The sequence below is a fragment of the Gemmatimonadaceae bacterium genome (assembly GCA_035633115.1).
Classification (GTDB): Bacteria; Gemmatimonadota; Gemmatimonadetes; order Gemmatimonadales; family Gemmatimonadaceae; genus UBA4720.
Window position 1 is genome coordinate 96682 of the sequence record DASQFN010000112.1, and the last position, 25535, is coordinate 122216.

The 25535-nt window shown below is 62.1% G+C and carries 19 protein-coding genes; 5 read left to right on the top strand and 14 right to left on the bottom strand.

All coding sequences use genetic code 11. The features are described 5' to 3' along the window. On the top strand, positions 1 to 1137 hold the full coding sequence (gene ricT / locus VES88_16165) for a regulatory iron-sulfur-containing complex subunit RicT (protein ID HYN83022.1): 1137 nt from the start codon (positions 1 to 3) through the stop codon (positions 1135 to 1137). Next, a complete protein-coding gene (gene metG, locus VES88_16170) occupies positions 1138 to 2661 on the top strand; it encodes a methionine--tRNA ligase (GenBank protein HYN83023.1) in 1524 nt (507 codons plus the stop codon). 21 nt (positions 2662 to 2682) lie between these two features. Here the strand turns inward: metG and VES88_16175 are convergent, their stop codons facing one another. From VES88_16175 to VES88_16205, 7 genes are all read right to left on the bottom strand, one after another. Beyond that, positions 2683 to 5244 carry a carboxypeptidase regulatory-like domain-containing protein gene (locus tag VES88_16175; GenBank protein ID HYN83024.1) on the bottom strand — a complete coding sequence of 854 codons (2562 nt, stop codon included), beginning with the start codon at positions 5242 to 5244 and terminating at the stop codon, positions 2683 to 2685. Positions 5245 to 5368: 124 nt separating this feature from the next. Next, the gene (locus VES88_16180; protein HYN83025.1) at positions 5369 to 5806 is read right to left on the bottom strand and encodes a hypothetical protein; all 438 of its coding nucleotides are present in this window, start codon (positions 5804 to 5806) and stop codon (positions 5369 to 5371) included. A gap of 135 nt (positions 5807 to 5941) precedes the next feature. Beyond that, positions 5942 to 7297, bottom strand: a complete 1356-nt coding sequence (locus tag VES88_16185; protein HYN83026.1) for a SusD/RagB family nutrient-binding outer membrane lipoprotein — start codon at positions 7295 to 7297, stop codon at positions 5942 to 5944. Positions 7298 to 7314: 17 nt separating this feature from the next. After that, the gene (locus VES88_16190; GenBank protein ID HYN83027.1) at positions 7315 to 10671 is read right to left on the bottom strand and encodes a SusC/RagA family TonB-linked outer membrane protein; all 3357 of its coding nucleotides are present in this window, start codon (positions 10669 to 10671) and stop codon (positions 7315 to 7317) included. Between the two features lie 397 nt (positions 10672 to 11068). After that, positions 11069 to 11662, bottom strand: coding sequence for a LemA family protein (locus tag VES88_16195; GenBank protein ID HYN83028.1), 594 nt, complete (start codon positions 11660 to 11662; stop codon positions 11069 to 11071). 57 nt (positions 11663 to 11719) lie between these two features. Then, the gene (locus tag VES88_16200) at positions 11720 to 12430 is read right to left on the bottom strand and encodes a hypothetical protein (GenBank protein ID HYN83029.1); all 711 of its coding nucleotides are present in this window, start codon (positions 12428 to 12430) and stop codon (positions 11720 to 11722) included. Between the two features lie 60 nt (positions 12431 to 12490). Continuing rightward, a complete protein-coding gene (locus tag VES88_16205) occupies positions 12491 to 13348 on the bottom strand; it encodes a TPM domain-containing protein (GenBank protein HYN83030.1) in 858 nt (285 codons plus the stop codon). 112 nt (positions 13349 to 13460) lie between these two features. Here VES88_16205 and VES88_16210 point away from each other — a divergent pair, with 112 nt between their 5' ends. Beyond that, positions 13461 to 14156: a thioredoxin domain-containing protein gene (locus tag VES88_16210; GenBank protein ID HYN83031.1), complete on the top strand. Its 696-nt coding sequence runs from the start codon at positions 13461 to 13463 to the stop codon at positions 14154 to 14156. 33 nt (positions 14157 to 14189) lie between these two features. Then, on the top strand, positions 14190 to 15476 hold the full coding sequence (locus VES88_16215; protein HYN83032.1) for a glycosyltransferase N-terminal domain-containing protein: 1287 nt from the start codon (positions 14190 to 14192) through the stop codon (positions 15474 to 15476). A 39-nt stretch (positions 15477 to 15515) separates the two neighbouring features. On the opposite strand, the gene VES88_16220 is transcribed toward VES88_16215, so the two are convergent. The 4 genes from VES88_16220 to VES88_16235 all read right to left on the bottom strand — a co-directional run bounded on the left by VES88_16220 (position 15516) and on the right by VES88_16235 (position 21979). After that, a complete protein-coding gene (locus VES88_16220) occupies positions 15516 to 16784 on the bottom strand; it encodes an EAL domain-containing protein (GenBank protein ID HYN83033.1) in 1269 nt (422 codons plus the stop codon). Positions 16785 to 16786: 2 nt separating this feature from the next. Further along, complete coding sequence (locus VES88_16225; GenBank protein HYN83034.1) at positions 16787 to 17185, bottom strand: response regulator; 399 nt, start codon at positions 17183 to 17185, stop codon at positions 16787 to 16789. A 197-nt stretch (positions 17186 to 17382) separates the two neighbouring features. Beyond that, on the bottom strand, positions 17383 to 18885 hold the full coding sequence (locus VES88_16230) for a hypothetical protein (GenBank protein ID HYN83035.1): 1503 nt from the start codon (positions 18883 to 18885) through the stop codon (positions 17383 to 17385). 7 nt (positions 18886 to 18892) lie between these two features. Continuing rightward, positions 18893 to 21979 (bottom strand): SusC/RagA family TonB-linked outer membrane protein, encoded by a 3087-nt coding sequence (locus VES88_16235; protein ID HYN83036.1) that lies wholly within the window; start codon positions 21977 to 21979, stop codon positions 18893 to 18895. Positions 21980 to 22263: 284 nt separating this feature from the next. Between VES88_16235 and VES88_16240 the strand changes: the two genes are divergently transcribed. Next, complete coding sequence (locus VES88_16240; protein ID HYN83037.1) at positions 22264 to 22929, top strand: carboxypeptidase regulatory-like domain-containing protein; 666 nt, start codon at positions 22264 to 22266, stop codon at positions 22927 to 22929. Between the two features lie 15 nt (positions 22930 to 22944). On the opposite strand, the gene VES88_16245 is transcribed toward VES88_16240, so the two are convergent. The 3 genes from VES88_16245 to VES88_16255 are packed head-to-tail and all read right to left on the bottom strand — an operon-like array spanning position 22945 to position 25535. Next, positions 22945 to 23199 (bottom strand): hypothetical protein, encoded by a 255-nt coding sequence (locus VES88_16245; protein HYN83038.1) that lies wholly within the window; start codon positions 23197 to 23199, stop codon positions 22945 to 22947. 15 nt (positions 23200 to 23214) lie between these two features. Then, the gene (atpD, locus tag VES88_16250) at positions 23215 to 24651 is read right to left on the bottom strand and encodes a F0F1 ATP synthase subunit beta (GenBank protein ID HYN83039.1); all 1437 of its coding nucleotides are present in this window, start codon (positions 24649 to 24651) and stop codon (positions 23215 to 23217) included. A gap of 2 nt (positions 24652 to 24653) precedes the next feature. Continuing rightward, positions 24654 to 25535: a F0F1 ATP synthase subunit gamma gene (locus tag VES88_16255; protein HYN83040.1), complete on the bottom strand. Its 882-nt coding sequence runs from the start codon at positions 25533 to 25535 to the stop codon at positions 24654 to 24656.

Consider the following 25535-nt stretch of genomic DNA (forward strand, 5'->3'; position numbering starts at 1 on the left):
TTGGCGCATCTCGTAGAAGTTGCGTTCAAGGGTAACCGAAAGGAGTTCTTCCTCTGGGATTATCCCGATCCGCCTCCGCTCAAGGCGGCAGTGATCGTCGATGCCGACCGCGGTGAGGATCTGGGGTATGTGCATGCCCTGGGTGAGCTCGCGCAGAAGCGCAGCGGCGGATGCGCTCACGGGTGCGGCACGGCCGCCCCCGATAGAAAAGCTCTGCGATTGGCCAGCCAGCGCGACCGCACGGGCGCAGCAGACCTCGACCGCCTGAACGAGGAAGCGCGGCAGAAAGCGATGGAGCGTGTGCGCGCCAATGGGCTCGCGATGAAGGTCTCCGACGCCGAATGGCAGTGGGACAAGAAGAAGCTGACCTTCTACTTCACCGCCGAGAAGCGCGTGGACTTCCGCAACCTCGTGCGTGACCTCGCGTCTCTCTTTCGCACACGGATAGAGCTCAAGCAGATCGGCGTGCGCGACGAGGCCCGCCGGCTGGACGGCGTCGGCCGCTGCGGCCGGCAATACTGTTCAGCGTCATGGCTGCCTGAGCTTCGGCCTGTGAACCTCGGCGTGGCGAAGGATCAGCGCCTGTCCCTCAACCCCGCGCAGATTTCCGGCGCCTGCGGGCGGCTCATGTGCTGCCTTCGTTATGAGCACGAGTTTTACGTCCAGAGCCGGAAACGATTCCCCAAGGAAGGAAAGCTGCTCACAACCGCCCGCGGTGAGGAGAAGCTCATGTCCATCGACATCTTTCATGAGCGGCTGACGCTGAGAAATGCGGAGGGCGATGTTCGCGTGGTGCCTCTCGCGGATTTCAACCGTGAGAGGGCCGCGCTGCGCGGGGAGATCGGCGCCGGAACGAATGCCGGAGACGCCGTCGCGGCGCTCGAGCACGATGATCCCGAGCCGAGCGAGAACGGCGAGGATATATCTCTCGAACTCCTGTTCGCTTCCGAGCAGGAAGCGATGCCGACTGTCGAGCTCATCGTGGAAGATGCCCCGCGGGCCGCCGAGACATCAGCGATGGGGGCCGCGGAGGGTACTGACGCACAACCTGGAGCGACCGACGACAAAGCGAGTCGTCGCCGCCGCGGGCGTCGCGGGGGGCGACGCGGTCGCGGAAGCGATTCCGGGCCACAGTAGTTGGGAAAGTTCTATGTGACGACCGCCATCGACTACGCCGACGGCGACCCCCACCACGGCCACGCATTCGAGAAGATCGGTGCTGACGCAATCGCGCGTTACCGGAGGCTGTGCGGCGACGATGTCCACTTCCTGATGGGGATGGACGAGCACGGGCAGAAGGTGGCTTCAGAGGCGGCAAAGCGGGGAATCGAGCCGCAGCAGCTCGTAAACGAGGTTGCCCTGCGATTCCAGGAGATGTGGCAACGCCTCTCGATTTCGAACGATCAGTTCATCAGAACTACCGCGAAAGATCACCACGAGGGAGTTCGCGCTCTCATCGAAGCGATCTTCGAGAACTCACCGGACGACTTCTACGAAAAGGAATATGAGGGCTGGTACTGCATCGGCTGCGAGTCGTTCAAACAGGACAATGAGATCATCCAGGGAAAGTGCGTCCTGCATCCGACACGCACGCTGCAATGGGTTGCCGAGAAGAACTGGTTCTTCCGGCTTTCGGCATACTCCGACAGGCTGCGGTCTCTGATCGGAGAGACGGATTTCCTCGGTCCCCGAAGCCGCCGTAACGAGATGCTGGCTTTGCTCGATCAGGGACTCGATGACATCTCGGCGAGCCGTTCGCGGTTCACGTGGGGGGTGCCCTTTCCGCGGCCGTCCGGCAGCGGCGAGACACAGACTACCTATGTCTGGTTCGACGCTCTCCCGAACTACCTCACCGCGACCGGGTACCCGAAGGACGGCTACCGCAGCCGTTGGCCGGCCGACCTCCATGTCATCGGAAAGGACATCACGCGATTCCATTCGATCATCTGGCCGGCGATGCTGATGGCTGCCCGCATCGAGATTCCGCGCCAGGTATGGGCGCACGGCTTCGTTTTCCTCGCGGGGGAGAGGTTCAGCAAGTCGTCCGGGGTCAGGCTCGACATGAATGAAGCGATCGACCGGTTTGGCGCCGATGCGTTCCGGTATTTCCTGCTGCGCGAGGTTCCGTTCGACGGCGACGGAAATTTCTCCTGGTCACGTTTCGAGGAGCGGTACAACTCGGACCTCGCGAATGCGTGGGGCAATCTCGCGAGCCGTACCGTCTCGATGATCGAGCGATACCGTGAGGGTGTGATACCTCACGGTGCGCGCAATGAGATCGATGCAGCCGACGCTGCTGATTATGCGACGTACCATTCCAACATGGACGGCGCGCGCGGATATCTGTTGAGCGAGGCGCTGAAGTCAGCGTGGCAGACGATCATGCGGGCGAACGAGTACGTCGACCGCCAGGCGCCGTGGAAGCTCGCGAAGAATCCAGCCGCTGCCGCGAAGCTGGATCTCACGCTCTCTTCACTGGCGAGGCAGCTCGTCAGGCAGGCGGTTTACATCTCTCCCTTCATGCCGGGAAAATCCGAGGATCTGTGGGGTCAGCTCGGTGGGCCGGGCTCGGTGCACGATCAGCGGTTCAGCGAGCTCGAGGCGCTGGATCCCGCCGGATGGCGTGTAGAAAAAGGGCACCTCTTCCCGAAAGAACGATGAGCGGACACGCGCTCGGCTTTGTCAACGAGTCTTTCTTGCATCCTTGGGCGCTGTCTCCAAAGCGTCTTTGACTGGTTTTACCTCCGCCTCCTTGCCGTCCTTCGCGTAAACAGCCTTCTCTCGGGTCCACAGCAACACCACCCCGCAACCCGCCGCCATCCCTGAAAACCGAGCAGGCACGGTGGCGGGGGTGTACACCTCGATGGCCTCGATGTGATCCAGTCCGATTTCCCCATCCAGTCCCTGAGAACCCGGCAGGTATCGAAGACCATCCAGAAAGTACACCACCGGGCACCCGGTCAGGCTGCGGACACCGCGGCCCGTGAGCTCTACGACAGACATTTGTCCGATCTTGCGAATCTTCACTCCGGGCACGGTCGACAGAAGCTCTGTTACCCGTCTCGTCCCGCTGGCGTTGATTCGTGCGGGAGGCAGAAAGTGTCCGCCGGAGTTGCGCTTCATTCTATCGTAGAAGCCCGTCCTATACGGATCTCTCCGCGCCGTAGTGGTAACCGTCCTCAGGGTTCTCACCTGCGGAAGCGACACGTTGACCGTATCAGCGGTGGAGCCCAGCATGACAATGCGACGTACCGCCCCATAACCCAGCGCCCGCGCCTCCAGGAGATGTCTCCCGGCAGCAAGACCCGAGACACGGTATTCTCCCCTGGAATTGGTCCGAACGACGACGTCGGCGGGAAAAACGCGGACTTCCGCACTCGCGATCGGCTTTGCGTCGACCCCCGCGATCATCCCGGTGATGACGGCTGTACCACGCCTTGCCGAACCTCCCTCGGGCGCGAAAAGTTCGACTACCGTCACTTGCGCTGAGTCCAGAAGAAGCGACAGCGGCTCGCCCGGGCTCTCCGAGTCTGCTGCCCTGATTTCCATCGCGCGGTCGCGTGGGAGCCCGCAGAGAGTAAAGTGGCCGCTCGGGTCAGAGGTCGCGGAAACCTCTGTGAAGGTGGCAGGGAGTCCGCTGGCGATGGGCGACCCGTCGCTGTTCCATCGCGCGACCACGCGAGCGCTGGCCACCGGCGGTCCGCCCGGCTCGCGACGCACCGAGCCGCGGACCAGAGCCGCTTCCGTCGAGAGAGGTGCCGGACACATGGTTCGGCCGATCGTCGCCGCCGACGGAGTGCTGAACGCGACATCCACCGACTCACCGCGTTCAAGGCTCAGCGAAACCGGTTCCAGTGATGCGCCAAGAGTGTCCAGGCGGGGGTGGGTAATGCTGATGATGTAAGCGCCGGGTGCAATGCTGTCTACCCGAAACCGGCCGACGGAATCAGTGGTTGCCCTCCCCGCCGGGACCGCCTGGCCGGGCACATCAAGCCAGATATTGGCTTGTGCGAGCGGAACACCGGTGGTGCTGTCGAACACCGAGCCGCCAAGCGAGGCAAGCGCTATTGGCTCCAGATCCTGGTGAGCAAGGACACGATCTTTGACTTCCCCGCCACGCTCGATGATCCCGGTGACTACCTCCTGGCTGACTGGCGTCATCCGCGGAGGGATCCCCATTTCGAGGACAGGGCTCGTCTTGTACCGCAGCTCCCGGACGAGCTTGGGCATCCGAATATGCCACCGCTGGACGACCCAGGCGCCGGCTGGTAGCCGGGCGAATTCCACTCGTCCCCCGAAGTTATGATCGCTGATGTTTTTGGGAAGCCCTGTGTAACCGAATTCGAGATACTGCAGCTCCGACGTACGGGCATCGAGCCAGAGCACTCCGCGAACGTCGGGGCGTTCCCGCTTCGCGACCGGCTCGAACGCGAGTCCAATCAGCCCTGGTCGCTCCGAGTTGGGCTCAGCGAGCCTGAGGCAGTGGGTCCGCATGAAGGCGTCAGACAGGAAGGTCCGGGCATCCGGGGCGTAATACCAGGTTCCTTCGGTGGTTACCTGGACATATCCATGGGCGGCCAGCGAATCCGCCGTTATGCTTCCGTACGGTTCGGCGTTCAAGCCGACGCGCTCCCAGCTTCGCGAGCGCTTGACGGATAACATTTTCAGATCCAGCTCGCGCTCATACTGCCGGAGATTGAAACGGTAACGGGCCGCCGCCGTGGTCAGCTCGGTCGCGGTCAGCGCCTTCCGAACCTCATCCCATAGTGCGGCCACCGCGATGCCGGCTTCGGGCGCGGCTACGCACCGCTGTTTTTCCACGATCCGAACTGGAGGCAGATCCCGCGTGCGTCGGCCGAAGACGAACGCGTGAGTCACGGACTCTCCGTCCATGAGGCGGAAGCTCGCCGTAGTCTCACTGAAAACTCCAACGGCTTCCGCGCGCAACCGATAAGTTCCGGCGGACCGCGCCTGCATGACGAAGGTACCCTTCTCATCGGACAGCGTCGATGCGACGGCTGCGCCCGAGGAATCCAGAAGAAAAATTACCATCCCCGGGACGGGCAGGCCCGAAGCCCTGTCCTTGATGGTTCCTTGTAACGACTGAGCGAGCGCAGGGAACGGGTTGACGGCCAGTCCCATACCCGCGCTCAAACAAAAGCCGGCGAGGCAACGCACTATGGCTCTGCGGTCACCAGATGGCCGCGCCCCGCTCAGCCGCGTTCCGTAAAACATGCCCGCCATGGGGACTCCTTCAACTCGCGCGTAACGCTCCAGCGTTACGCTCCACCGTTAATACACCAGTCAATATAGGTTCGTGCGCAAGGCCGGCGCCACTGCGCGGTCGGGTCCATCAGACCCGGAAGTGTCAGGTCTCCGGTGGGGGCTTCGGCGACGATCCGCCTCGCTCCGGGTCTCCCAAAACCTCTGTGATCGTCCGACTGATTACGAAACCACCGAGCGCAATCAACCCCGCAAATGCAGTCGAGCGCCATACGGAGATTTTTCTTTCTTCGGAGGTGGCGATCAGCGCGCGGGGAATCGTGAGATATTCTCCGCTCCACTTCTCGTGGCCGCCTCGCCTGACAACGCCGGTCGCAGCGAGCCCGAGGCCCTGATTGTCAACAGTCGTCACGCGACCCTGGACAGCGAGAACGCCCGCGCCCAACTCCCCGGCCAACTGGGCGGATCCGGCATCGGTGAGATGTAACGAGAACTCCCGGCCGGCAACCGGCGATTCGGGCGTTCGGACGTACGTGTAGCAGCCGGTGAGAACAACCAGCATCGCGAACAATGGCAGCTTCATGGCAACCTCCGGGATCATGGAGCTAAGAATTTAACGGCGAATAATGCGAATGACGTGGTACCAGAATCGAACAGCCCGAGCCGTTAGGCTCGGGCTGTTCACCATCAGCAATTCCTAAACCCGTATGCTTCTCCTTTAGTTCTGGCTGTCGCACCCGGGATTCGCGGGATCGTTCGGATTCCGCAGCGGCTGACCCGAAAGCACGGGCACGTTCGGGTTGGTTTGACGCTCGCTAGTGGGATAGTAGAAGCGAGCCGGGATTATCGAGAAGCCGGCCGCCGGCGTCAGAGCCGGGAGGCACGTCCGCTTCCAGTCGCTCCACACCTCGGCGTTCTGAAAGAGCGCGATGTACTTCTCCGTCATTATCTGGCGGAGCAGCTCCGGTCCCGCTGCCACGACCGGTGCGATGCCGTAAAGCGCACGCTCCTGGTTGAGCTTCTGAAGGGCAGTGGCCTCGTCGCCAGTCCGGTAAGCCGCCTCTGCCCAGATGAGGAGATTCTCCTCGAAGGACACCAGCGGTTGGTCGAACCCTGACGCGCGACGCCCAACGCTCAGATCAGAAAATTGCGGCCCGAATGCCGCGCCTTGGGGAGCGCCCTGATAGACCCCTCTGTCGTTAAGGGCAAAGTAGCTAGACAGACGAGGATCGTTCCGAGCCTTCATCGTGTCCACGAGAGTCGAGCCGGTCTTGATATAGCCGGTCCGCTCGCGAACCACGAACTGGTGCCACGGATTCTCCTCTCCGGCTGACCCACTGAATACCGCGGAGTACGTACCCGCCGCGCTGGAGATTCCCAGGGCCGCTTCGGCCTTCGCTTTGGCGTATGCCGATGCGTCCCGTTCCGCGACATGGAGATAGTATCGTGCCTTCAACGTGTGAGCCAGCGCGAGCCAGCGAGCGCTGTTGCCGCCGTAAGACAGATCGGCTGCTCCTGGACCCTGGCCACCACCGGAGATGTTCACGATTGCCTTGTCTATCTGAGCCTGCAGCGCCGCGTAAACCTCGAGTTGAGGGTCAAGCTTCGGCGTGATCTGATCGGTGAACGCCTCGGCGTACGGCACGTCTCCCCACCAGTCGGCGGCATGCCCCAGATGCATCGCTTCAAGCAACTGCGCGACGCCGAGGTAGAGCTTGTCGGCCGCGACAAGAGTCTGCAGCTTGCGCGCGTCAACCAGACCGCCACCACCATAGACGTATATCCACGGAGTATCGAACTCGCTCTCGACATAATCGTACAGCGCCAGCGACTGGTACTGGCGGTCCGTACCGGCCATCTGTTGCATCCACATCGAGATCGCGCGCACCGCCTCGCTGGTGCTGTTGAACCAGTAGGCCGACTGCGTAGCTACGAAGAGCTGATTGGGCGAGCCGGGCTCGAGAGGCCGATTCGGATCGGTATCAAGCTCCCCGCCGGTGAGAAAGTCCGAGCAGCCTGCTGCCAGAGACATTGGCAGCGCGGCCACCGCGAGCTTTTTAAGGATTCTGTTCATGAGTGATATTTATCCCGTTATCGCGTGAGACCCACGGACAGAATGAACGTCCTGGTCTGCGGGTTATTGAAGTAGTCGACACCCTGAACGAACACCTCGGCACCGCCAAGGTTTGTTTCGGGATCGATGCCGGTGTAGTCGGTCCATGTCTTGAGGTTCCGGCCGGCCAGCCTTAGATCAACCGCTCCCACGCCGAAGCGCTGGACAAATATCGGACTGATCGTGAAACTGACGGCGAGTTCGCGCAGCTTGGTGTACGTGCCGTCTTCCATGGACTGCGCGTCGGGGCCGGTAAAGCTGCTGCCAAGGGACTGATACCAGGTAGACTGGCCGATGAGCACCGGCTTCCCGGCGCCCGGTCCGGCGACGACGGGGTATGCTGCGCCGGCGTGTCCGTCACCCATCAAAAAGTCCTTCCCGAATGTGCGCGTCGTGTTCCGAATCTCCTCGGTATCCAGATGCGTACCGAAGAAGATGAGCGCGCCACTCGTACCGTTCCACACATGTCCACCATGCTTGTGGTCAAGGAGCGCGGAGAAGGTCAGACCGCGGACGTTGAGCGACGTACGGAAGCTGCCGAGCCATTTCGGATTCGGGTTCGCGATTATCCGATCGGTCGGGTCCTGAAGCGGATACCCGGAGGCCGATATGTACAGCGCGCCGCCAGGAGCGCCCTGGCAGTGTCCGGCCGTGTTGTCAATGTCGATTGTTCCGACAGTCAAACCGCGACCGCACTTGACGAAGTCCTCGCCACGAATGACGCCGACCTCTGAGCCTTTGGTTACTGCGCCGTATACTCCGCTGAAGGTGCCGGCTGACTTATCAACGAACTCGGCTCCCTTCAGATCATCCACGTGGTTACGGTTACGCGAGAAATTTACCCCGAAGTCCCAGGCGAACCGGGGTCGGGTCACAGGCCGCGCGTTGAACGTCACCTCGACGCCGCGGTTGCTGATCTCGGCCGCGTTTTCGAGCCGCGAAGTGAAGCCCGTGGACGGAGCGATCGGGACATTAAGAATGACGTCGCTTGACTTTGAGTTGTAGAGCGTCAGGCCGATGTCGGCCCGCTGGTTGAACAACCCGACATCAATGCCCCCCTCGAGCTCCCGGGTCCGTTCGGGCGTGAGCGAGTTATTGCCAAGCGCACGGCTCGTATACAAGCCGCCGATCCCTGCCTGGGTTGCATTGACATAGTCGCCCCAGCCGCTGCCGAAGTCACCTCCAACAGTCAGCGTGGTCGGCGTCGTGAGATATACGCCGGGCTCCTTGCCCGTCTCTCCGAAGGCGAAGCGAAGCTTCGCAAAGCTCAGCAAACCTTGTCCATCCGGGCTGAACCAATTCGAAGGAACCCACGACACACTTGCCGAGGGGAACCAGTGCCGGGGCTTCGAAGCGCCGAAGGTCGAAAATCCGTCGTTGCGAGCCGAGGCCGACAGATATAGCTGATTGAACATGTCGGCGGTGCCCAGGGCAAAGTACGACTCGCCGTGAATCAGTGAGCGGTACTCCTGCGGCTCGCGGGTGGTGGTGTTCTGGAGGGCGAACGGCTCGGCCGCGATCAGGTCGAAGCCATTGGAGTAGTTCTGACGGTAGCGGCGGCTGTTGAGCGCCTGGCCGAGCGTCAGCGTCGCGGCGAACTTCTCGCTGAAAAACCGGCGCGCAGTGGTGCTTAAGTTGTGGCTGAGCTGGAAGTTGAGCAGGTCGGCACGACGTACCCGCCCGGTGCTTCGGTCACCCGAAGAGAGCGGCAGCCCTTCCAGACGCCAGTCTGTGTAGTAGTCACCACCGAAGCTGTAGTCTACGGAAAGCCAGTCGAAAGGATCGTAGTCGAGGTTGACGTCGCCGATAACGCGTCCAAGCTCACTCTTGTTTACGACCTCGTTGACTACGAAGAACGGGTTGTCGTATATGCGGCTCGAAGATGTTGAGCCGAAGGACGGCCGCGGGAACCGATATGATCGATGCCGCCCCGTCTCGGGATCAATGTACGGATCGCTGTTGAAGTTAGGCGGAGTGCGCATGGCTCCGAGCATGAGTCCGCTCGTGTTCGAGCCTTTCTGGACGAATGCACCGCGTGTGTCTATGTAGGACACGTTTCCACCGACGAGGAACCGGTCGGTCAGGCGATGCGACGCCTTGAGGCGCGTGGTGGTTCGATCGTACGAGTTATTCGGCCCGATAATGATGCCGGTCTGATCGAGGCGACCGACGGACATATAGAACGTCGTCCGGTCGCTACCGCCCGAAGCCGAGAGCGTAATGTCCGACTCGACCCCCGTGTCGAACAGCTCGTTGAAGTGGTCGTAAGTGGTGATACCGTTCGGATACAGCCCGGCGAAAACGGATTCCGCGGTAGCCGGATCCCGTCCAAGCGCGGTGAGGCGGCTGCGAAGAGCGACGAGGTAGTCGTCGCGAGTGAGGCGCGGACCGTAGCTGTTTCCCGTAGTGACGCAGTCCCGGAGATCTCGAATAATGCAATCGTCGTTGCTCGCAGTAATCCCGCCGCCGCCACCGTGGCCGAACGTCCGCTGAAGCGGAATGCCCTTGTTGACATCGCTCCAGCCAACGTTGCTGCGGATCGACCACTTCGTCGGGCCGGACACGCCGCTCTTGGTCGTAATGAGCACCACGCCTTCGGCCGCGCGGGCGCCATAGATCGCGCCGGCCGCGCCCTTGAGGATCTCGATCGAGGCGATGTCGGCCGGGTTGATATCCGAAGCCCGGTTCGGCGCAACGGTTCCAGCTGTGGCCGGACCGGTCGCGAAGGTCGTGTTGTCAATCGGCACGCCATCAACAACGAACAACGGCTGGCCGGTACCAGTGATCGACTTCGCGCCGCGGATGCGGATGGACGAAGAAGCGCCGGCTTCCCCAGACTGCTGGTTGATCTGGACGTTGGGCGCCTTGCCGGCCAGTGCCTGCACAATGTTTGTCTCGCCCGAACGCTGGATCAGCGTCGAGTCAACGGTATTGATGACCGCGCCGAGCTTCTCGCGCACTCTCGTAGTGCCGGCACCGGTGACGACGACTTCACCGAGACGAAGCGGATTCGCGGAGAGCGTGAAATTCTGCGTGATGTTTCCGGAAGCGAGCGTGATCTGCGCGGAGCGGACGGTGTGGCCGATTCGTCTGGCCGTGATCGTTGCCGTCTGGCCGCGAACGCGAGCATCGGGGACGCTGAACGTGTATCGTCCGTTGTTGTCCGTTGTGGACCCGAGGCTCAGACCTTCCAGGAACACGCTCGCGCCGGGGAGTGCGTCCCCCGCGTCGCTCGTGACTCGGCCCGAGATTGTGGCACCCTGCTGCGCCGCTGCAAAAGCCGGAAGAAACGCCAGCGCCAGGGCAACTGAAATGAACGTTCTTAACCCTTTCATAACCGGTCCTCCTGTGGAGCGCGCTCACACTGTGATGTGTGAAGCACTGGGAAGAAACGTCCGCGCCGTCCATTGGTGGCTTGCCAATGAGCGCGAACTGCCGCACAGTCGTCCCTGGTAGGAAAGACTGTGCGGAGCGATCAATTAAGCTAAAACGTAATAGATGGGGGCAGGATTGCGCTAGCAGACTTTTCTTCGACCAAGGGATCGACGCCATCCAGGTTTCCCGTTCGCATCTCGTGGTGGCGAGTTCGACAGCCGCCCGGGAACCGTTTCGACAACAGCTCGTGACTTGACAGTTCCCGATTCGCAGTGATTCAAAGCGGTCGGTTCAGGCGCATCTGGCCGCCCCGGAAAGGCGTCCAGGAAGAGGGCAGTGGCAAAGGCGGCCGAATGTTCATTTTGGAGCGCCCTCCCGCGCGGCAGGCGCCCCCGGCTTCGAAAAATCCACCGTAGGCGCAACATCGGATCCGGCGGGCGCATCGTAGTACGCTCGCGGTTTGGCACCGGTTACCGCGGCTGTGATCTTCTGCGGAAAGCTCCTGATGTATGCGTTGTACGCATTGACCGCGGCGTTGTAGTCGCTCCTCGAAACCGCAATCCGATTCTCCGTGCCCGACAGTTCGTCCTGCAGCCGCAGGAATGTCTGGTCCGCTTTCAGCTGCGGGTACGCCTCCGCGATCGCGAGCAGTCTGCCGAGGGCGCCGGTGAGCTGAGCGTCTGCCGCCGCCTGCTGGGCGGGGTCGCCGCTTCTGATCGCGCCAGCGAGCCCGGTTCGGGCATTGGCGACCTGAGTGAACACGCCTTCCTCGTGCGCGGCGTAGCCTTTCACCGTATTGACGAGGTTGGGAACGAGATCGGCGCGGCGCTGAAGCTGCACCTCGATTTGCTGCTTTGCCTGCTGCGCCTGCTCGTCAAGCGTCTGAATCCGGTTGTAGCCGCAGCCTGAGAGAGCGAGCGGGACAAGCAGAACGAGTGAGCGGCGTTTCATGGGTCGTGCCTCGATGTGGATGAGTCGGCCTAACGTACGGAATATGCGCGGAAAGGTTTAAGCTGTGAAGCGATCCAGATAAGCGACGAGCGATTCCATTCCCGCGAGATACCCCGCGAGCACCTGCCGTGCCTCGGCGCGCGGGAGCTTCGATTCTCCGCGCACATGTCGCACCACACGCTCGAACGGGGCAGGATCGAAGCCCGCCTTCGCGGCGACGGACCGGCTGAGCTCCGCATAATCCTGAGGCGGAACATCCCCCAGCAGGCGCGCGACGCCGCGGAATACCACCATGATCGCACTGAGGCTCGCTTCCAGCAGCTCGATGTCCGCCTTGTCGTCTACCCCGGCAGCCATCACCGCGCGCCTCAGGTGGAGCAGTTTCCCGAGCGCCTGCTGCTCTACCTCGAGCCGCAGATCGTCACGCGCCACCGTTATTCCAAGACACGGATCCGGCCCGTAAAGCACCTTGTGTCGCTCGAGTATATCAGCGTACTCCATTGGAAACACGTCGGCTGAGGACCTCCATTCAGCGTCCGTGAACATCATCGGAGGTGGATTGCCGGCGTCGCCCCACGCTTTGAGCACCGCCCCGACGACGGCAAGCCGGTCGAGCGGAACCGAATCGAGCACCACCAGAACGTTGTAGTCGGATCTCCTGGCGATGTGCTCGCCGGCAGTCGCCGATCCGTACAGAACGACAGAGCCGAGCGTAGATCCGAATGCGTTGTTCAGCTGACCGACGAGCTCGTCCAATGTCATTGCCATTACGTAGTCCTCATGCCGCGGGACACTGAGGGAATCTCCGCTGCGCCGCGCGCCTGAATCTCACCAGCTGGAGCCACCGCCACCACCGCTGAAGCCACCGCCGCCGCCGAACCCGCCAAAGCCGCCTCCCCCACCAAACCCGCCGCCGCCGAACCCGCCGCCGCTCCATCCGCTGCGGTGTCCGCCACCCGACTGCATCGCCAGCAGAAGTGGCCAGAAGCATCCATCGCATCCGCTCTCTCGTCCCCTTCGTCCTCTCCGTTGAGCACGCCGGCTTGCGCTGGAGAGAAACGACATCACCACGAAAAAGATGATGAGGAAGACAAACGGCGGAATTCCGCGGCGCTCTGGCTCACGGTAGCGCACCGGCGCGGGCGGCACGAGCGCTGTATCGAGAGTGAATTTGAACTCGTTGGCGAACCGCTGAGCTGTTCTAAGCGTGACCAGCTCAAGGCCGGTGGCGTAATCACGCTGCTGAAACGCCGGTGTGGCCTCGCGGCAGATATCGCCCGCGGTCGCGTCGGTGATGAATCCCTCGGCTCCCTGCCCCGTAGCGATGAAGCATTTCCCGCGGCCGTCGGAGCTTGTCTCCTTCGGCACGAGGAGAATCACCGCGCCGGCGTTCCGCGTCGGATCACCCGGGTTCCCGATCTTGCCTACTTTCCATTCCCGGCCGATCTGAAGTGCGACGTCGGCGGCCACGTTCTGGCCGATGTCGCTGAGCGTGACGACTCCAATCTCGCCCCGCGACTTGTTCCTGACGTCCTCCGCGATCCGCGTGATACGCTCGATCGTCCCGGCGTCGAGTACGCGGGCGAAGTCGTTGACGACTCCGGTAGGCGGTGGAATCGTGAGCCTGGACTGCGCGCGAGCCACCGACGGAGGGATAACCAGCACGGAGAGCACAGGGGCGAGCACGGCATATGCGCGAAGTCTGCGCAGCGCGGCGCGCGAAGGCGCTCGTAACAACCGGATTATCGTGCTTCCGCCCTTGATTTCAGCACCATCACCGGCTCCTATTTACCAGACCATGTCAAGCAAAGTCAACTTCAGTGCCGCGGTGCTCGCGGCGGTCGCAATTCATGCCTGCAGCCCGTCAGGATCTGCTCCTCCGGCTTCCGACGCGTCCCCTTCGGGCGCTCGGCCCGCCGCGTCCACTCCAGTCGACCCACTCGTTGCCGCTGCCGACAAAGGACGGATTGCCGGCCACGCAAATGCCACAACCTGGCTCATCATCGCCAGCGATTTTCAGTGTCCGTTCTGCAAGCAGTGGCATGACGAGAGCTACAAGATGATCGACGACGAGTACGTACGTACCGGTAAGATCAAAGTTGCGTATGTGAACTATCCGCTAGCGCAGCATCAGCACGCGATGCCGACCGCGGAGGCCGCGATGTGCGCGTCGGCGCAGGGCAGGTTCTGGCAATTCCACGAAGCCCTGTTCGCAACCCAGAAGCAATGGGCATCGCTACCCTCATCGACGGCTGTTCTTGACTCCATCGCCGGCGCCGTTGGAGTGGACAAGTCGGCCTGGAAGCAGTGCATCGAGTCGGGGAAGCTCCGGCCAATGATCATCGCTGACCGGGACCGGTCGGCAGCCGCCGGAGTGCAATCCACGCCCACATTCCTGATCGGGAATCGCGTGCTCCTCGGTGCCCTGCCAGTTGACTCACTGCGGATGGCACTCGACGCCGAAATCGCGAAAAGCGCCGCTCCTGCGCGCTGACGCTGCCCGGCGCGCAGGTCTGAGCAGCGCCCGGTGAACCCGCTCGCACGAATACCGTACTTCGCCGCGGGAGCGGTCGCCCGCGCGCTGGCCGCCATCCCGCCGCCCGGCAACTCAAAAGCATCGCGCGCACTTCGAGCCCGCCGCGGCATCCGCCACCGTTACGCCGAGTGGGCAGCTGAAAGCCGGGACCCGTCCAAGCCATTGCTGTGGGTGCATGCACCGTCCGTCGGTGAAGGACTGCAGGCGCTTCCGGTAATTCAGCTCTTTCGCGCGGCCCATCCGGGCGCGCAGATCGCGTACACGTTTTTTTCACCGAGCGCAGAGCGCTTTGCGGCGACAGTTGGAGCCGACTTTCACGACTATCTCCCCTTCGACACCGTCGGGGATGCGGCGCTCGCACTGAGCGCGCTCCGGCCGACTGCTCTTGTGTTCAGCAAGCTCGACGTCTGGCCCGTACTCGTCGAGCAGGCGGCGAGCCGCGGAGCGAGACTCGGCCTGATGAGCGCTGCAATGCCCGCATCCTCCGGCCGCCGCGCGCGCGCGGCTCAGCTCTTTCTCCGCGACGCATTCCACGCGATGGACCTGGTCGGCGCCGTGTCGGATTCCGACGGTGCCAATCTCATCGGCGCCGGCGTGAGGCCGGACCGCCTGAGAATCACCGGCGACGCACGCTACGATCAGGCGTGGTCGAAAGCAGAATCGAATTCAGCCGAGCGTGCCGCCCTGATCGGGCCGCTTCGTGCGGCGCGCTTCACACTCGTTGCGGGTTCGACGTGGCCCAGCGACGAGCTGCGCCTGCTCCCGGCCTGGCTGGCGGTACGGCGTGCGCTGCCCAGCGTGAGACTGATAATTGCTCCGCACGAGCTTTCGTCGGGGCATCTCGAGTCAGTCGAAACCTGGGCGCTGTCGAGCGGGCTCGAGTACGCCCGCACGGGCGACCCTGCCGCATCGTCAGCTGACGTCATCGTCGTTGATCGCTACGGGATACTGGGCGATCTCTACGCCCTGGCAGACGTGGCTTATGTTGGCGGCGGGTTCCGTGATGCCGGGCTGCACTCGCTTCTCGAGCCCGCCGCGTTCGGTGCGCCGGTGATCATCGGGCCGGGCCACGCGGACAACCGCGACGCGAGCCTCCTCGTTGCCGCAGGAGGAGCGTTTCGGTGCTCTGACTCCGCCGCGATCACAAGTAGAATGCGGCGGTGGCTGGAGAACCCCGAGTCGCTTACTCGTGCACGGACCGCAGCACGTGAAGTAGTTCAGTCGGGACTCGGCGCCGCTGATCGATCGGTTGAGATTGTTGAGTCACTAATGAGATAGAAAAACTGCAGACTGAGTGTCGGGCCGAGGCCCGATCAGCTACGATTCAACCAGGGTCGCCACGGGCGGGGCAGCGGGGCCGGGCTCCGGCGGATGCAGGTAGAACCCCTGTACGAGGTGCGCGCCCAGCTGTTTCACCGTCTCGTACTCCTCGGCGAGCTCCACTCCCTCGGCAATAACCTTCGCGCCCTGATCGTTCGCGAAGCGAACCATCGTCTCCACGAGGTTCTGCTTGATGAAGTTCTCGTGGATGCAGTTGATGAGAGAGATGTCGAGCTTGATGAAATCGGGCTCGAGGTTCGCAATCGAGCCCAGCCCCGCGTAGCCGCTTCCCGCGTCGTCAACGGCGAAGCGATATCCGCGATCGCGGAAATCCTTGAGCCGCCCGCGAAACTTCGGATAGTCCTTGATCGCGGTGCGCTCGGTTATCTCGAGAACCACGCGCGACGGGTCGGGCACGTCCATGTCTATCTCGGTGAACGCCGGGTCCGTGAAATCGTGCGGATCGACGTTGATGAAAAGCAGCTGGCTTTTCTCCAGCCTGGCCTTCATTCCGCGGATGGCGGTGTTTCGGCAGAGGCGGCTCAGCTCCCAGATCATGTCCGATTGCGCCGCAACCTCGAACATCACTTCGGGCCTTCGCATGCTTCGCATGGTTCCGCGCGCGAGCGCCTCGTACCCGAAGATCTCCTTCGTGTCGGTGATGACGATCGGGTGATAATCGATATAGAGCGCTCCCGTGCGGAGGGTCTCCCGCAGGTCGGCGCTCTTTCGCGCCAGCTCTCTCTGCTCGACGCTGTTCGATGAAGCTGCTGCCTCACGAATGCCGCGGTATATCTGCCGCTCGAGCCGGATTTTCGGATCATAGTAAATGTGGGCCCGGCCGACATACGTGTCGAACAGCGCGGCGACCGCCTCGCCGTGACCCTCCTCCACACGCGTGGAGATGAACTGATGCAGCCGTATCGTGAGGTCGGTTATCTCCTCGTCGGTGGGAACGGGAACGTCGGCAGCGGGAATGTGGAACAGTATGAAGTCGTCGTCGTTGGTGAAGCTGACCATGACCTCCGATGACGCGAACGGACCTTCGCGGAAAAAATCCCGCATCGCCTTGATTGTCGTCTCGAGGATCTCGTCCAGCTTCTCCCACCCGTAGATCTCCTCGATCTTGGCGTAGCGGTCGAAGTTGAAGTAGAGGATGACGAGCTCTCCCCGCTCCTGGATGCCCTGACGCAGCGCGTCGAGAGTGGCCGAGACTGTTGGGACCTTGTCGTGTCCCGCTCGGAACAGCTGCCGGTAGTTCGGCAACGTCAGGGCGTGGGGGCGAGCTTGGCTGCGTTCCGCTCCACCACTTTCGCGAGCGACGCCAGCTCGAACGGCTTCTCCACGAAATCGTCGGCGCCTGTCTCCAATGCCTGCCGCTTGTTCATCCAGTCCTGAAGGGCCGTGACCATGACGACGCGGATGGAGGAGCCGAGCGTCGGGTGGTCCTTCATCTCGCGGCATACCTGCCAGCCGTCGCGGCCAGGCATCATCACATCGAGCAGGATGATGGAAGGTTTTTCGCGCTCGAAGACCTCCATCGCCTCGTTTCCATCATATGCGACCGAGATCCTGTACCCGCGAGCCTCCAGGTAATCCCGGATGATGTGGGCGTTGTCCTGGTTGTCGTCGACGACCAGAATCGAGGGGAGCTTTGGGTCGGACATTGTTCAAAGGTTGTGAGGGACCATCGCGGTGGCAAGGTCAATCAGCAGGGACCACGCCATGCGCTACCGGTTTGCATCGAATCCGCCCGTTGGCCTGCGTGCGAGGTCCTGCACCATTCCCAGGTTTGAGCGCTCGAGCTTTGGCAAAAAAAGAGAGGGGCGCTCGGCCCCTCTCTTTCAACTGCGCTCACCCACCCCTATGGATTGCGATCGGTGCATCCGGAGAAATTCGGATTGTTCCGTTCCGACTGGGGCACGATGATATTCACGTCCTCCCCGTAGGTTCCGCCCTTGAAGAACGGGCCGTTTGGATAAACGGTGTTGACAGCCCGACCGAACCCGCCGCTTGCCACGGGACGAACGAGACGCCGCATGTCGGCGAGGCGGTGACCGCGTCCGAACAGCCAGAATGCGCGCTCGCGGAAGTGCAGATCTTCCTGCGCGATCTGCGTGCCGGGAGCAACGAGAGGCGCGAGCACTGCCCCCGCAGTCGTCACGTTCGTCGGATCCTTCAGCGACTGGAAGCTGGCACGCAGAGTGTTCAGCGTCTGAAGCCAACCGGCGGCGTCACCCGACCGCAGCTTTGCCTCGGCCTCGATCAAGCGTGCCTCGACACCCGTCACGATCGCGACATCGTCGTCGCGCGTCGGCCAGATCAGCTGAACGTAGTAGGGCCCACCAATGCGCGGCGAAGCGCCGAAGTTGCCGTCGAATGAGCTCGAATTCAAGACGCCAAAGCCACGGCAGACGGTGTCGTTCCCGCGACATACCGGAATTCTTGGATCGCCGGATGAAGCGAAGTTGAGCCCGACGGTTCCATCCTTGTCGCCAACGACGTACCGCCTGCCTGAGTTGTTGAGCGCCCAGAGCTGATTCACCGCTGTGCCGGATACTGCTTCCTGATGGAACATCCTGAAGCGGAAGTCGCTCGGGATTGCGGGCGAAGCCGCGATCTCCGCGCCAGCTCGAGCGAAGTCTCCCTGATTCAGCAGCACCCGCGCCCGGCCGATCCGCGCCAAAATACGCACGGTGTCTCCGCGCGTGTTACTGGCCGCGCCGGCGCTTGCCGAGTCGAAGCTCGCGAGAGCCCGAGCATACACCTGGGCGTTCGATTCAGGAGCTCCGTAAGTGATGACAGAACCGTCGAGGTTGAAGCTGCTGAGCGGAGTTCCGTTGCAGTAGTTCTCGGCGATCGCCGTTTCCGCGAACCCGCGTGCCCAGTACATCTGTGCGATACCCGACTGGACGAGTGGGAGTGCGGATGCGGCTGCCGGAGGATAGGCGCGGAGAGCATCAATCGCCTGGTTGGCGGCGGTTCGCGTGCGATTTATGTCATACCACATACCGCTGATGACGCTGACCTCTTCGCGCACGAAGCGCTGGTCAGTTGCGTCGCGCTGGACGAACGTGTCGCCCGAGCGCCACTCGTCAGTGAGAAGGCCGGGAAAATGAAATACAGATTCGCCCCCGCTCGTCATACCGTTGAGACGGCCAAGTGTACCGAGTCGCAAACCCTCCGCTGACTCCGGGGAGTTGATGTTCTCGATGGCGATGACGTCGGGATCGGTCACCTCGAGCGCGCGATCGCAGGCACTTACTATCAGCGCGACCGCGGCAGAGAAACCCCACGCGGCGCGCCTGCGGGCGCGCCCAGCTTCGATCATTCCCCGGAGGCCGCGGGAGAAAAGGCATGATGTCATGATCGCCTCAGAATCCCAGGTTCAGGCGGAGCGTGAAGTACCGCGGTGGCGGTGCAGTCTGGAAATCTGTCTGGATGTCGTTTCCACCCCCGCCCTCGAAGTAGGCGGACTCGGGATCGATGCCGCTGTAGTCGGTCCACGTCTTGAGGTTACGGCCGGCGATGGTCACGCTCACGCGATCCGCGTTTAAGCGCCGCGCGAGATTCCACTGTCGTGGCGAAGTCAGTGTCAGTGCGACCTCACGGAGTTTGGTGTAGTCGGCTTTCTCGATAAACCCCCCCTGCGTACGGAGTGGGTGGTCGCGAAGTGCAACGTTGCGCGCCTGCTCGAACAGCGACGCGCTAGGATCCGAAAGGCCACGGCAGTTGCTTCGGCTCTGACACCGGATCCGCTCATTGGCGTTGAGGAGTTTGAAGCCTCCCTTGTGGTCTATGCTGGCACTCAATCGGATCAGATCACCAAAGAGCTCTATCCCCGGACTGAAGGACATTTCCACGTGCGGGAGCTGTCGTCCCTGATATTCCGCGGTGTCGCTCACCACGACTTCGTCCTGGGTGATGAGGCCGTCGCCATTTGTGTCGGCAAAGCTCTTGATCGCGGTGTGCCAGTACCCGAACAGCGGGTAACCGACACGGTGCTGGATCTGGGTGGCAACAATTATCGGAATCGGCTCGCCGGCTGCGTTGTTATCCAGCGTCAGGATCTTGTTGTCGTTGATCGAATGATTGATACCCAGATCAATCCCGATCCGATCGGTCCGCAGAAGCTGGGCGTGAATGCCGGTCTCGAATCCTCTGTTCTCCACTGAACCGATGTTCTCGAAGCGCGATGCGGTGATCCCGATGGAGCCAGGAAGAATCCGCTGAATCAAAGCGTCGCTGGTGCGCTTGCGGTAGCCGGTGAATTCGAAGGAGAAGCGGTTGTTGAGCATGCCGACATCAATGCCGCCCTCGAACTCGAGCGCTCGCTCAGGCTTGAGGTCAGGGTTGCCAACCGCATTGAAGGTGAGGCCGGGGACGCCCTGGTCGCCGAAGTTGGCTGTGCGCGGTGAAAAGAAAAGGAGCGCGTCATTCGTGCCTGGGGAAACCCCCGATGCTCCATACGCGGCGCGGAGGCGCAGTTGATCGAGGAAGCCCGGCTTTCGGAAAAAACCCTCCTCGGACACAACCCACGAGAGGCTGGCCTTCGGATAATAAACCGCGTCGAAGTTCTGCCCGAACGCGGTGTTGTTGTCGGCCCTCAGCGCACCGGTCAGGAACAGGCGATCGTTGAATCCGAACGTCTGCTCGACGAACACGCCCGCGGTGATCGCGAAGCTGGTTACCTCGGCCGCATCTCTCACGGCCCCCGCCGTCACCGTCACGGCTCCCGGCGGCAGGTTGCTGCCGCTGGCCCCATTGCGAGCGAAAACGTTGCGGAAGTATTGAACACCAAGGGCTGTCTTCGAGGTCAGCTCCGGACGGAGGTTGAACGTCGCCGCTCCATTCACGTCGAAGGTGTACTGGAAAAAGTTCGTACGATTGTTGATTCTGAATCCTTCGCGGCTTGTACCGAAATCCGAACAGTTGCCGCGTCGGCAAAGCTCGGAATCCACTCGATTAGTGTAGTCAACACCAAAGTTGCCGCGTGCCGAGAGCCAGCTCGCCGGCCGCCAGGAAGGCGATACGCTTCCGATGAACCGGTTGATCTCCTGCGTCACCACATCCTGGAAAACGTCCCCCGGTGTGAAAATGCGATAGCCATTGAGCGGAAAACCAAGACTTGTGTTGCCATTGTCGCGATAGCCCGGCCCGCCATAGGCGCTTGATAGCAACCCGGTCGTGTTGTTATCCGTCTGCGGGAGGCGTTGAGTGCTGGAGACGAATCCCGTCGATACCGCAATATCGGCCCTCGGAGTCAGGGTGACGTTGACGTTTGCGCGAAGGTTTGCCCGGTACAGCGAGTTCGGACGAAGCTGCTCTCCAGGAATTCGGCCGACCGTCGCATTCAGTCGCTCGATGTCGAACCGAGGCACCTTGTAAACGCCAGTCTCCCCCTCGTATTCACCGGAAAGGAAATAGCGAAGGGTCTCTGAGCCTCCATTAACCTGCGCGCCGTACTGTTCACGCCACCCCGTTGACAACGGAGTCGTCTCCGGATCCTCGAAAAGATTGAACGACTTCAGACTGTCCTGGAGGCACGTCTTGAGGGAAACCTGCGCGAGCGTGCACTGACGCGCTGTCGTCTCCCCGGGCCTGTGGCCGAAAAGCGTGTACGCTGTCGGGTAGGTGTTCTCGTCGGTAAGGCGGCCGCGCTCGACGTAGACGTTCCACTTCGGCCGACCCGGGCGACCGCGCTTGGTCGTGATCACCACGACTCCGTTGGCTGCGTCGGTTCCATACAGCGTTGCGGCCGACGGACCCTTCACGACCTCGATGCTCTCTATCTGCTCCGGATCTATGTCCCCCACGCGGCTGGGAATCGCGCCGCCAACGCCGATGCTGGACGACCCGGATGAAGCCTCCATGCGAATGCCGTCGATGATGTAAATCGGATCATTGTTGAGCGAAAGGCTGTTCGTCCCGCGAATGCGAATTCGCGACTGCGTTCCGGTGATTGTGCCGGGTGTGACCTGCACTCCCGGCGCGCGCGCCGTCAGTAGATCGGCAATGTTCTTGATGGGGAGCGTTGCGGTCAGTGCTGCGGCGTCGACACGTGAGATGTCGTTTCCGAGCTCGAGCCGCCGTTGCAGGCCCGTTGCGGTCGTCACGATCTCCCCAAGCTGTACGGCTACCAGGGGCAGCGAAAAGTTGAGCTGTACAGGCTGGCCGGTGGCGACAGCGACTGTCTGCCTCTGCGACTCATGTCCGAGAGAGTACGCGCGTACCTCGACGCGACCGGCCGGAACATTGCGAATCGTGTATGTCCCGTCGTCGTTTGTCGGAACTGAAAGCGGGGTGCCGACGACAGTGACGCGTCCTCTGAAAATCGGCCTTCCTGTTCCGGATTCCCTGAGCTCGCCGGTGATCGTCCCGGTGCCTTGCGCCATCGCGACGGCGGGAACAAGGGCCAGTACAGCGGGAGCGATACACATCAGGAATCTGCGAACTGCCAACTTACGAGCGTTAGGCATTCTTCCTCCTTGCCGGCCAGACCGCCGGCGGTATTGAAACCTGCATCGACGAAATTCGTGCTGCATGCGGTCTATGGAAGTTTGGGCGTATTCATCTTCGGCGCAAGTCGCTTATTTGCAGACCCCATGGATCGGAGCTTGACACCGGATGCGCGCACCTTACCCTAAAGACTGCGACCCTCCTGAGAATCCATATCCCGCTTGTTTTTTCCCTGTCCTTCTACTTGTTGTTTGCCTCAGCGCCGGTACTGACGGCGCAGAAGATCATGGCGACGCCAGTGATCGACTTTTTTGGCGTGGTCACAGACATCGATGGCGCTCCGATTGCCGGCGCAGAGGTCGTCCTGCAACGAGGCAGAGAAAGCAGCGAGACCGCGCGGACAACGAGCGATGGAAAATTCTCGTTCACCGAGGTCCGCGGCGCCCCGGTGCAGCTTCGGGTCCGCTGCATTGGGTACAGAGAATACTCCCGCTCGTTTCTCGCCGCCAGCGTTTCAACGGGCAAACCCGTATCTATAATTCTCGAGCGCGCGCCCCTGATCCTCGACACTGTACACGTCGCGGCGATCGAGGGCGGGAGGATGCGGGAGTTCTACGAGCGTCGGAAGATCCACCGGTCGGGCCACTTTGTGGAGAGAAAGGAGATCGATCGTCGAAATCCCGTGTACACCACCGACATGCTCCGGAGGTTTCCCGGAATCGCCATCCGGCCATCGGTTCGCGGGGGAAACTCGATCCGAATACGAGGCTGTCGGCCCACTCTCTGGATCGACGGAGTTCAGGCCGTCAACGCAGAGCTGGACGAGCTGACGCGCCCCGGCGAGATCGAAGGGGTAGAAGTGTATGGGTCATCCGCGGGGATTCCGCCCCAGTACCGCGACAGAGCCGGGCGCAGCTGCGGTGCCGTACTTGTCTGGACGCGCATTCGCTGACCGGCCAGCCCCCGCTCAGCTCGCGGCCGCGCGCTCCGTTACCACCCGAACCGTGTTGTCGACAACCTGTAGGAATCCGCCGTCAATGTTGAATTTCTTATCCCCCGCGCTGCCCGCGCCACCGCTCCCGAGTCGAAGCTCGCCCTTCCCGAGCAATGTCATCATCGGCGCGTGATTCTCCAGAATGCCCACTTCGCCGTCGAACGCCGGCGCAACTACGGCCTCCGCTTCTCCCTCGAACAGCACGGCCTCGGGCGAAATCACGGACACCTTTAGCACCTGCCGCTACTCCTTCGCCATCTTGTTGGCCTGCTCGACCACTTCGTCGATCGAGCCCGCCATGTAGAACGCCTGCTCCGGAAGCTGGTCGAACTCGCCGGCGACGACTCGCTCGAACGAAGAAATGGTGTCCTCGAGCTTCACGTACTTGCCGGGAATTCCCGTAAACTGCTCGGCGACCGCGAACGGCTGCGACATGAATCGCTGCAGACGGCGCGCGCGACCGACGACGAGCTTGTCCTCTTCCGAGAGCTCGTCCATTCCAAGAATCGCGATGATGTCCTGGAGCTCCTTGTAGCGCTGGAGAATCCGCTGCACATCGGTCGCAACCTTATAGTGGCGGTCGCCGATGAACTGGGCGTCGAGAATTCGCGACGAAGACGCCAGAGGATCGACCGCCGGATAGATCCCCAACTCGGTGATTGCGCGGGACAGAACGACGGTCGCATCGAGGTGCGCGAACGCCGTCGCCGGTGCGGGATCGGTGATGTCATCAGCCGGGACGTAGATCGCCTGCACTGACGTGATCGAGCCGGTTTTCGTCGAAGTGATCCGCTCCTGCAAATCACCCATCTCCGTTGCCAGCGTTGGCTGATAACCAACCGCGCTCGGCATTCGTCCAAGAAGCGCGGAAACTTCGGAGCCCGCCTGCGTGAAGCGGAAGATGTTGTCGATGAAGACGAGAACGTCCTGGTTCTCAACGTCGCGGAAGTATTCGGCGACGGTGAGACCTGTGAGCCCCACGCGCAGACGCGCTCCCGGCGGCTCGTTCATCTGCCCGTAGATCAGGGCGGTGGCCTTCAACACGCCCGACTCCTTCATCTCGAGGTAAAGATCGTTTCCCTCACGCGTGCGCTCGCCCACGCCGCAGAACACCGAGCGTCCGCCGTGTCCCTTCTGGACGTTGTTGATGAGTTCCATGATGACGACCGTCTTGCCGACGCCGGCCCCACCGAACAGTCCGGTCTTTCCGCCCTTCACGAACGGAGCGATGAGATCGATGACCTTGATTCCCGTCTCGAAGATCTCCGTCTTCGGCTCGAGGTTGGCGAACTGCGGCGGCATACGGTGAATCGGCCAGCGCTCGACGTTGTCGGGAATCGGAGGGCCGTCGTCCACCGGCTGACCGAGGACGTTGAGAATCCGTCCGAGCGCGGCTTCACCGACCGGCACGGTGATCGACGTTCCGGTGTCGACAACCTCCATACCGCGGACGACGCCGTCGGTGGCGGACATCGCTACCGCGCGCACCTGGTTGCGTCCGATGTGCTGCTGCACCTCGGAGGTTACATCGATGTCGCCGCCCGCGTCCGATTTTGCGGTGATGCGAAGTGCGTTGTAGATCTCCGGAAGCTTCTCGGCTTCGAACTCGACGTCGAGAACCGGTCCGATGACCTGGACGACCCTGCCAATGTTCCTGGTCGGAGCGACTGTGGCTGCCATTGTTATCCCTCGAGGCCCGCGGAGCCGCCGACTATCTCGGCAATCTCCTGCGTGATCTGCGCCTGACGGGCGCGGTTATATGTACGGCGAAGCACGTTGAGAATGTCGCCGGCGTTGTCGGTTGCGTTTTTCATCGCGGTGCGCCGCGCTCCCTGCTCTGCCGCCGCGGTCTCGACGAGCGCGCGATACACCGAGTTCCTCACGTAAAGCGGCAGCAGCTGCGCGAGAATCGCCTCGGCTGATGGAAAAAGCAGGTAGTCTTTCCTGATCCCCCCGCTCTTGCCTTCCGTTTTCGTCTCGGGTGGAGACACGGGCAGTATCTTCACCGTTGTCGGTGGCGTCGAAAGCGCCGAATTGAACTTGGCATAGACGACGTAAATCGCGTCGATCTCGCCCCTCTCGAACTGGCCGATCAAATCGTCGACGAGCTCGGAAGCATTCTGCGCGGTGGGACGATCGGTGAAGTCGATGCGGCTCGACTCGATCGCGCGACTGATGTACTTGAAGTAGCCGAGCCCTTTTTTCCCGACGATGCGGAGCAGTGTCTCCGTTCCTTCACCGTCGAGCCGCCGCAAAAGGTTTCTCGATTCCTTGATGAGGTTGGCGTTGAAGCCGCCGGCCAGTCCGCGATTCGAGGTCAGCAACAACACCGCTGCTTTCTTTGCCGAGCTGGGCTGCCGGAGGAGCGGGAACTCCTTGGCCAGCTCCGGAGAGTAGAGGCTGGCAATCACTTCCGTGAGCGAATTCGCGTAAGGACGCGCCGCGACGACGCGGTCCTGCGCGCGCTTCATCTTGGACGTGGCGACCATTTCCATCGTCCGCGTGATTTTCCGCGTGTTTTCCACGGAGCGGATGCGCCCTTTGAGCTCGCGACCCTTGGCCAT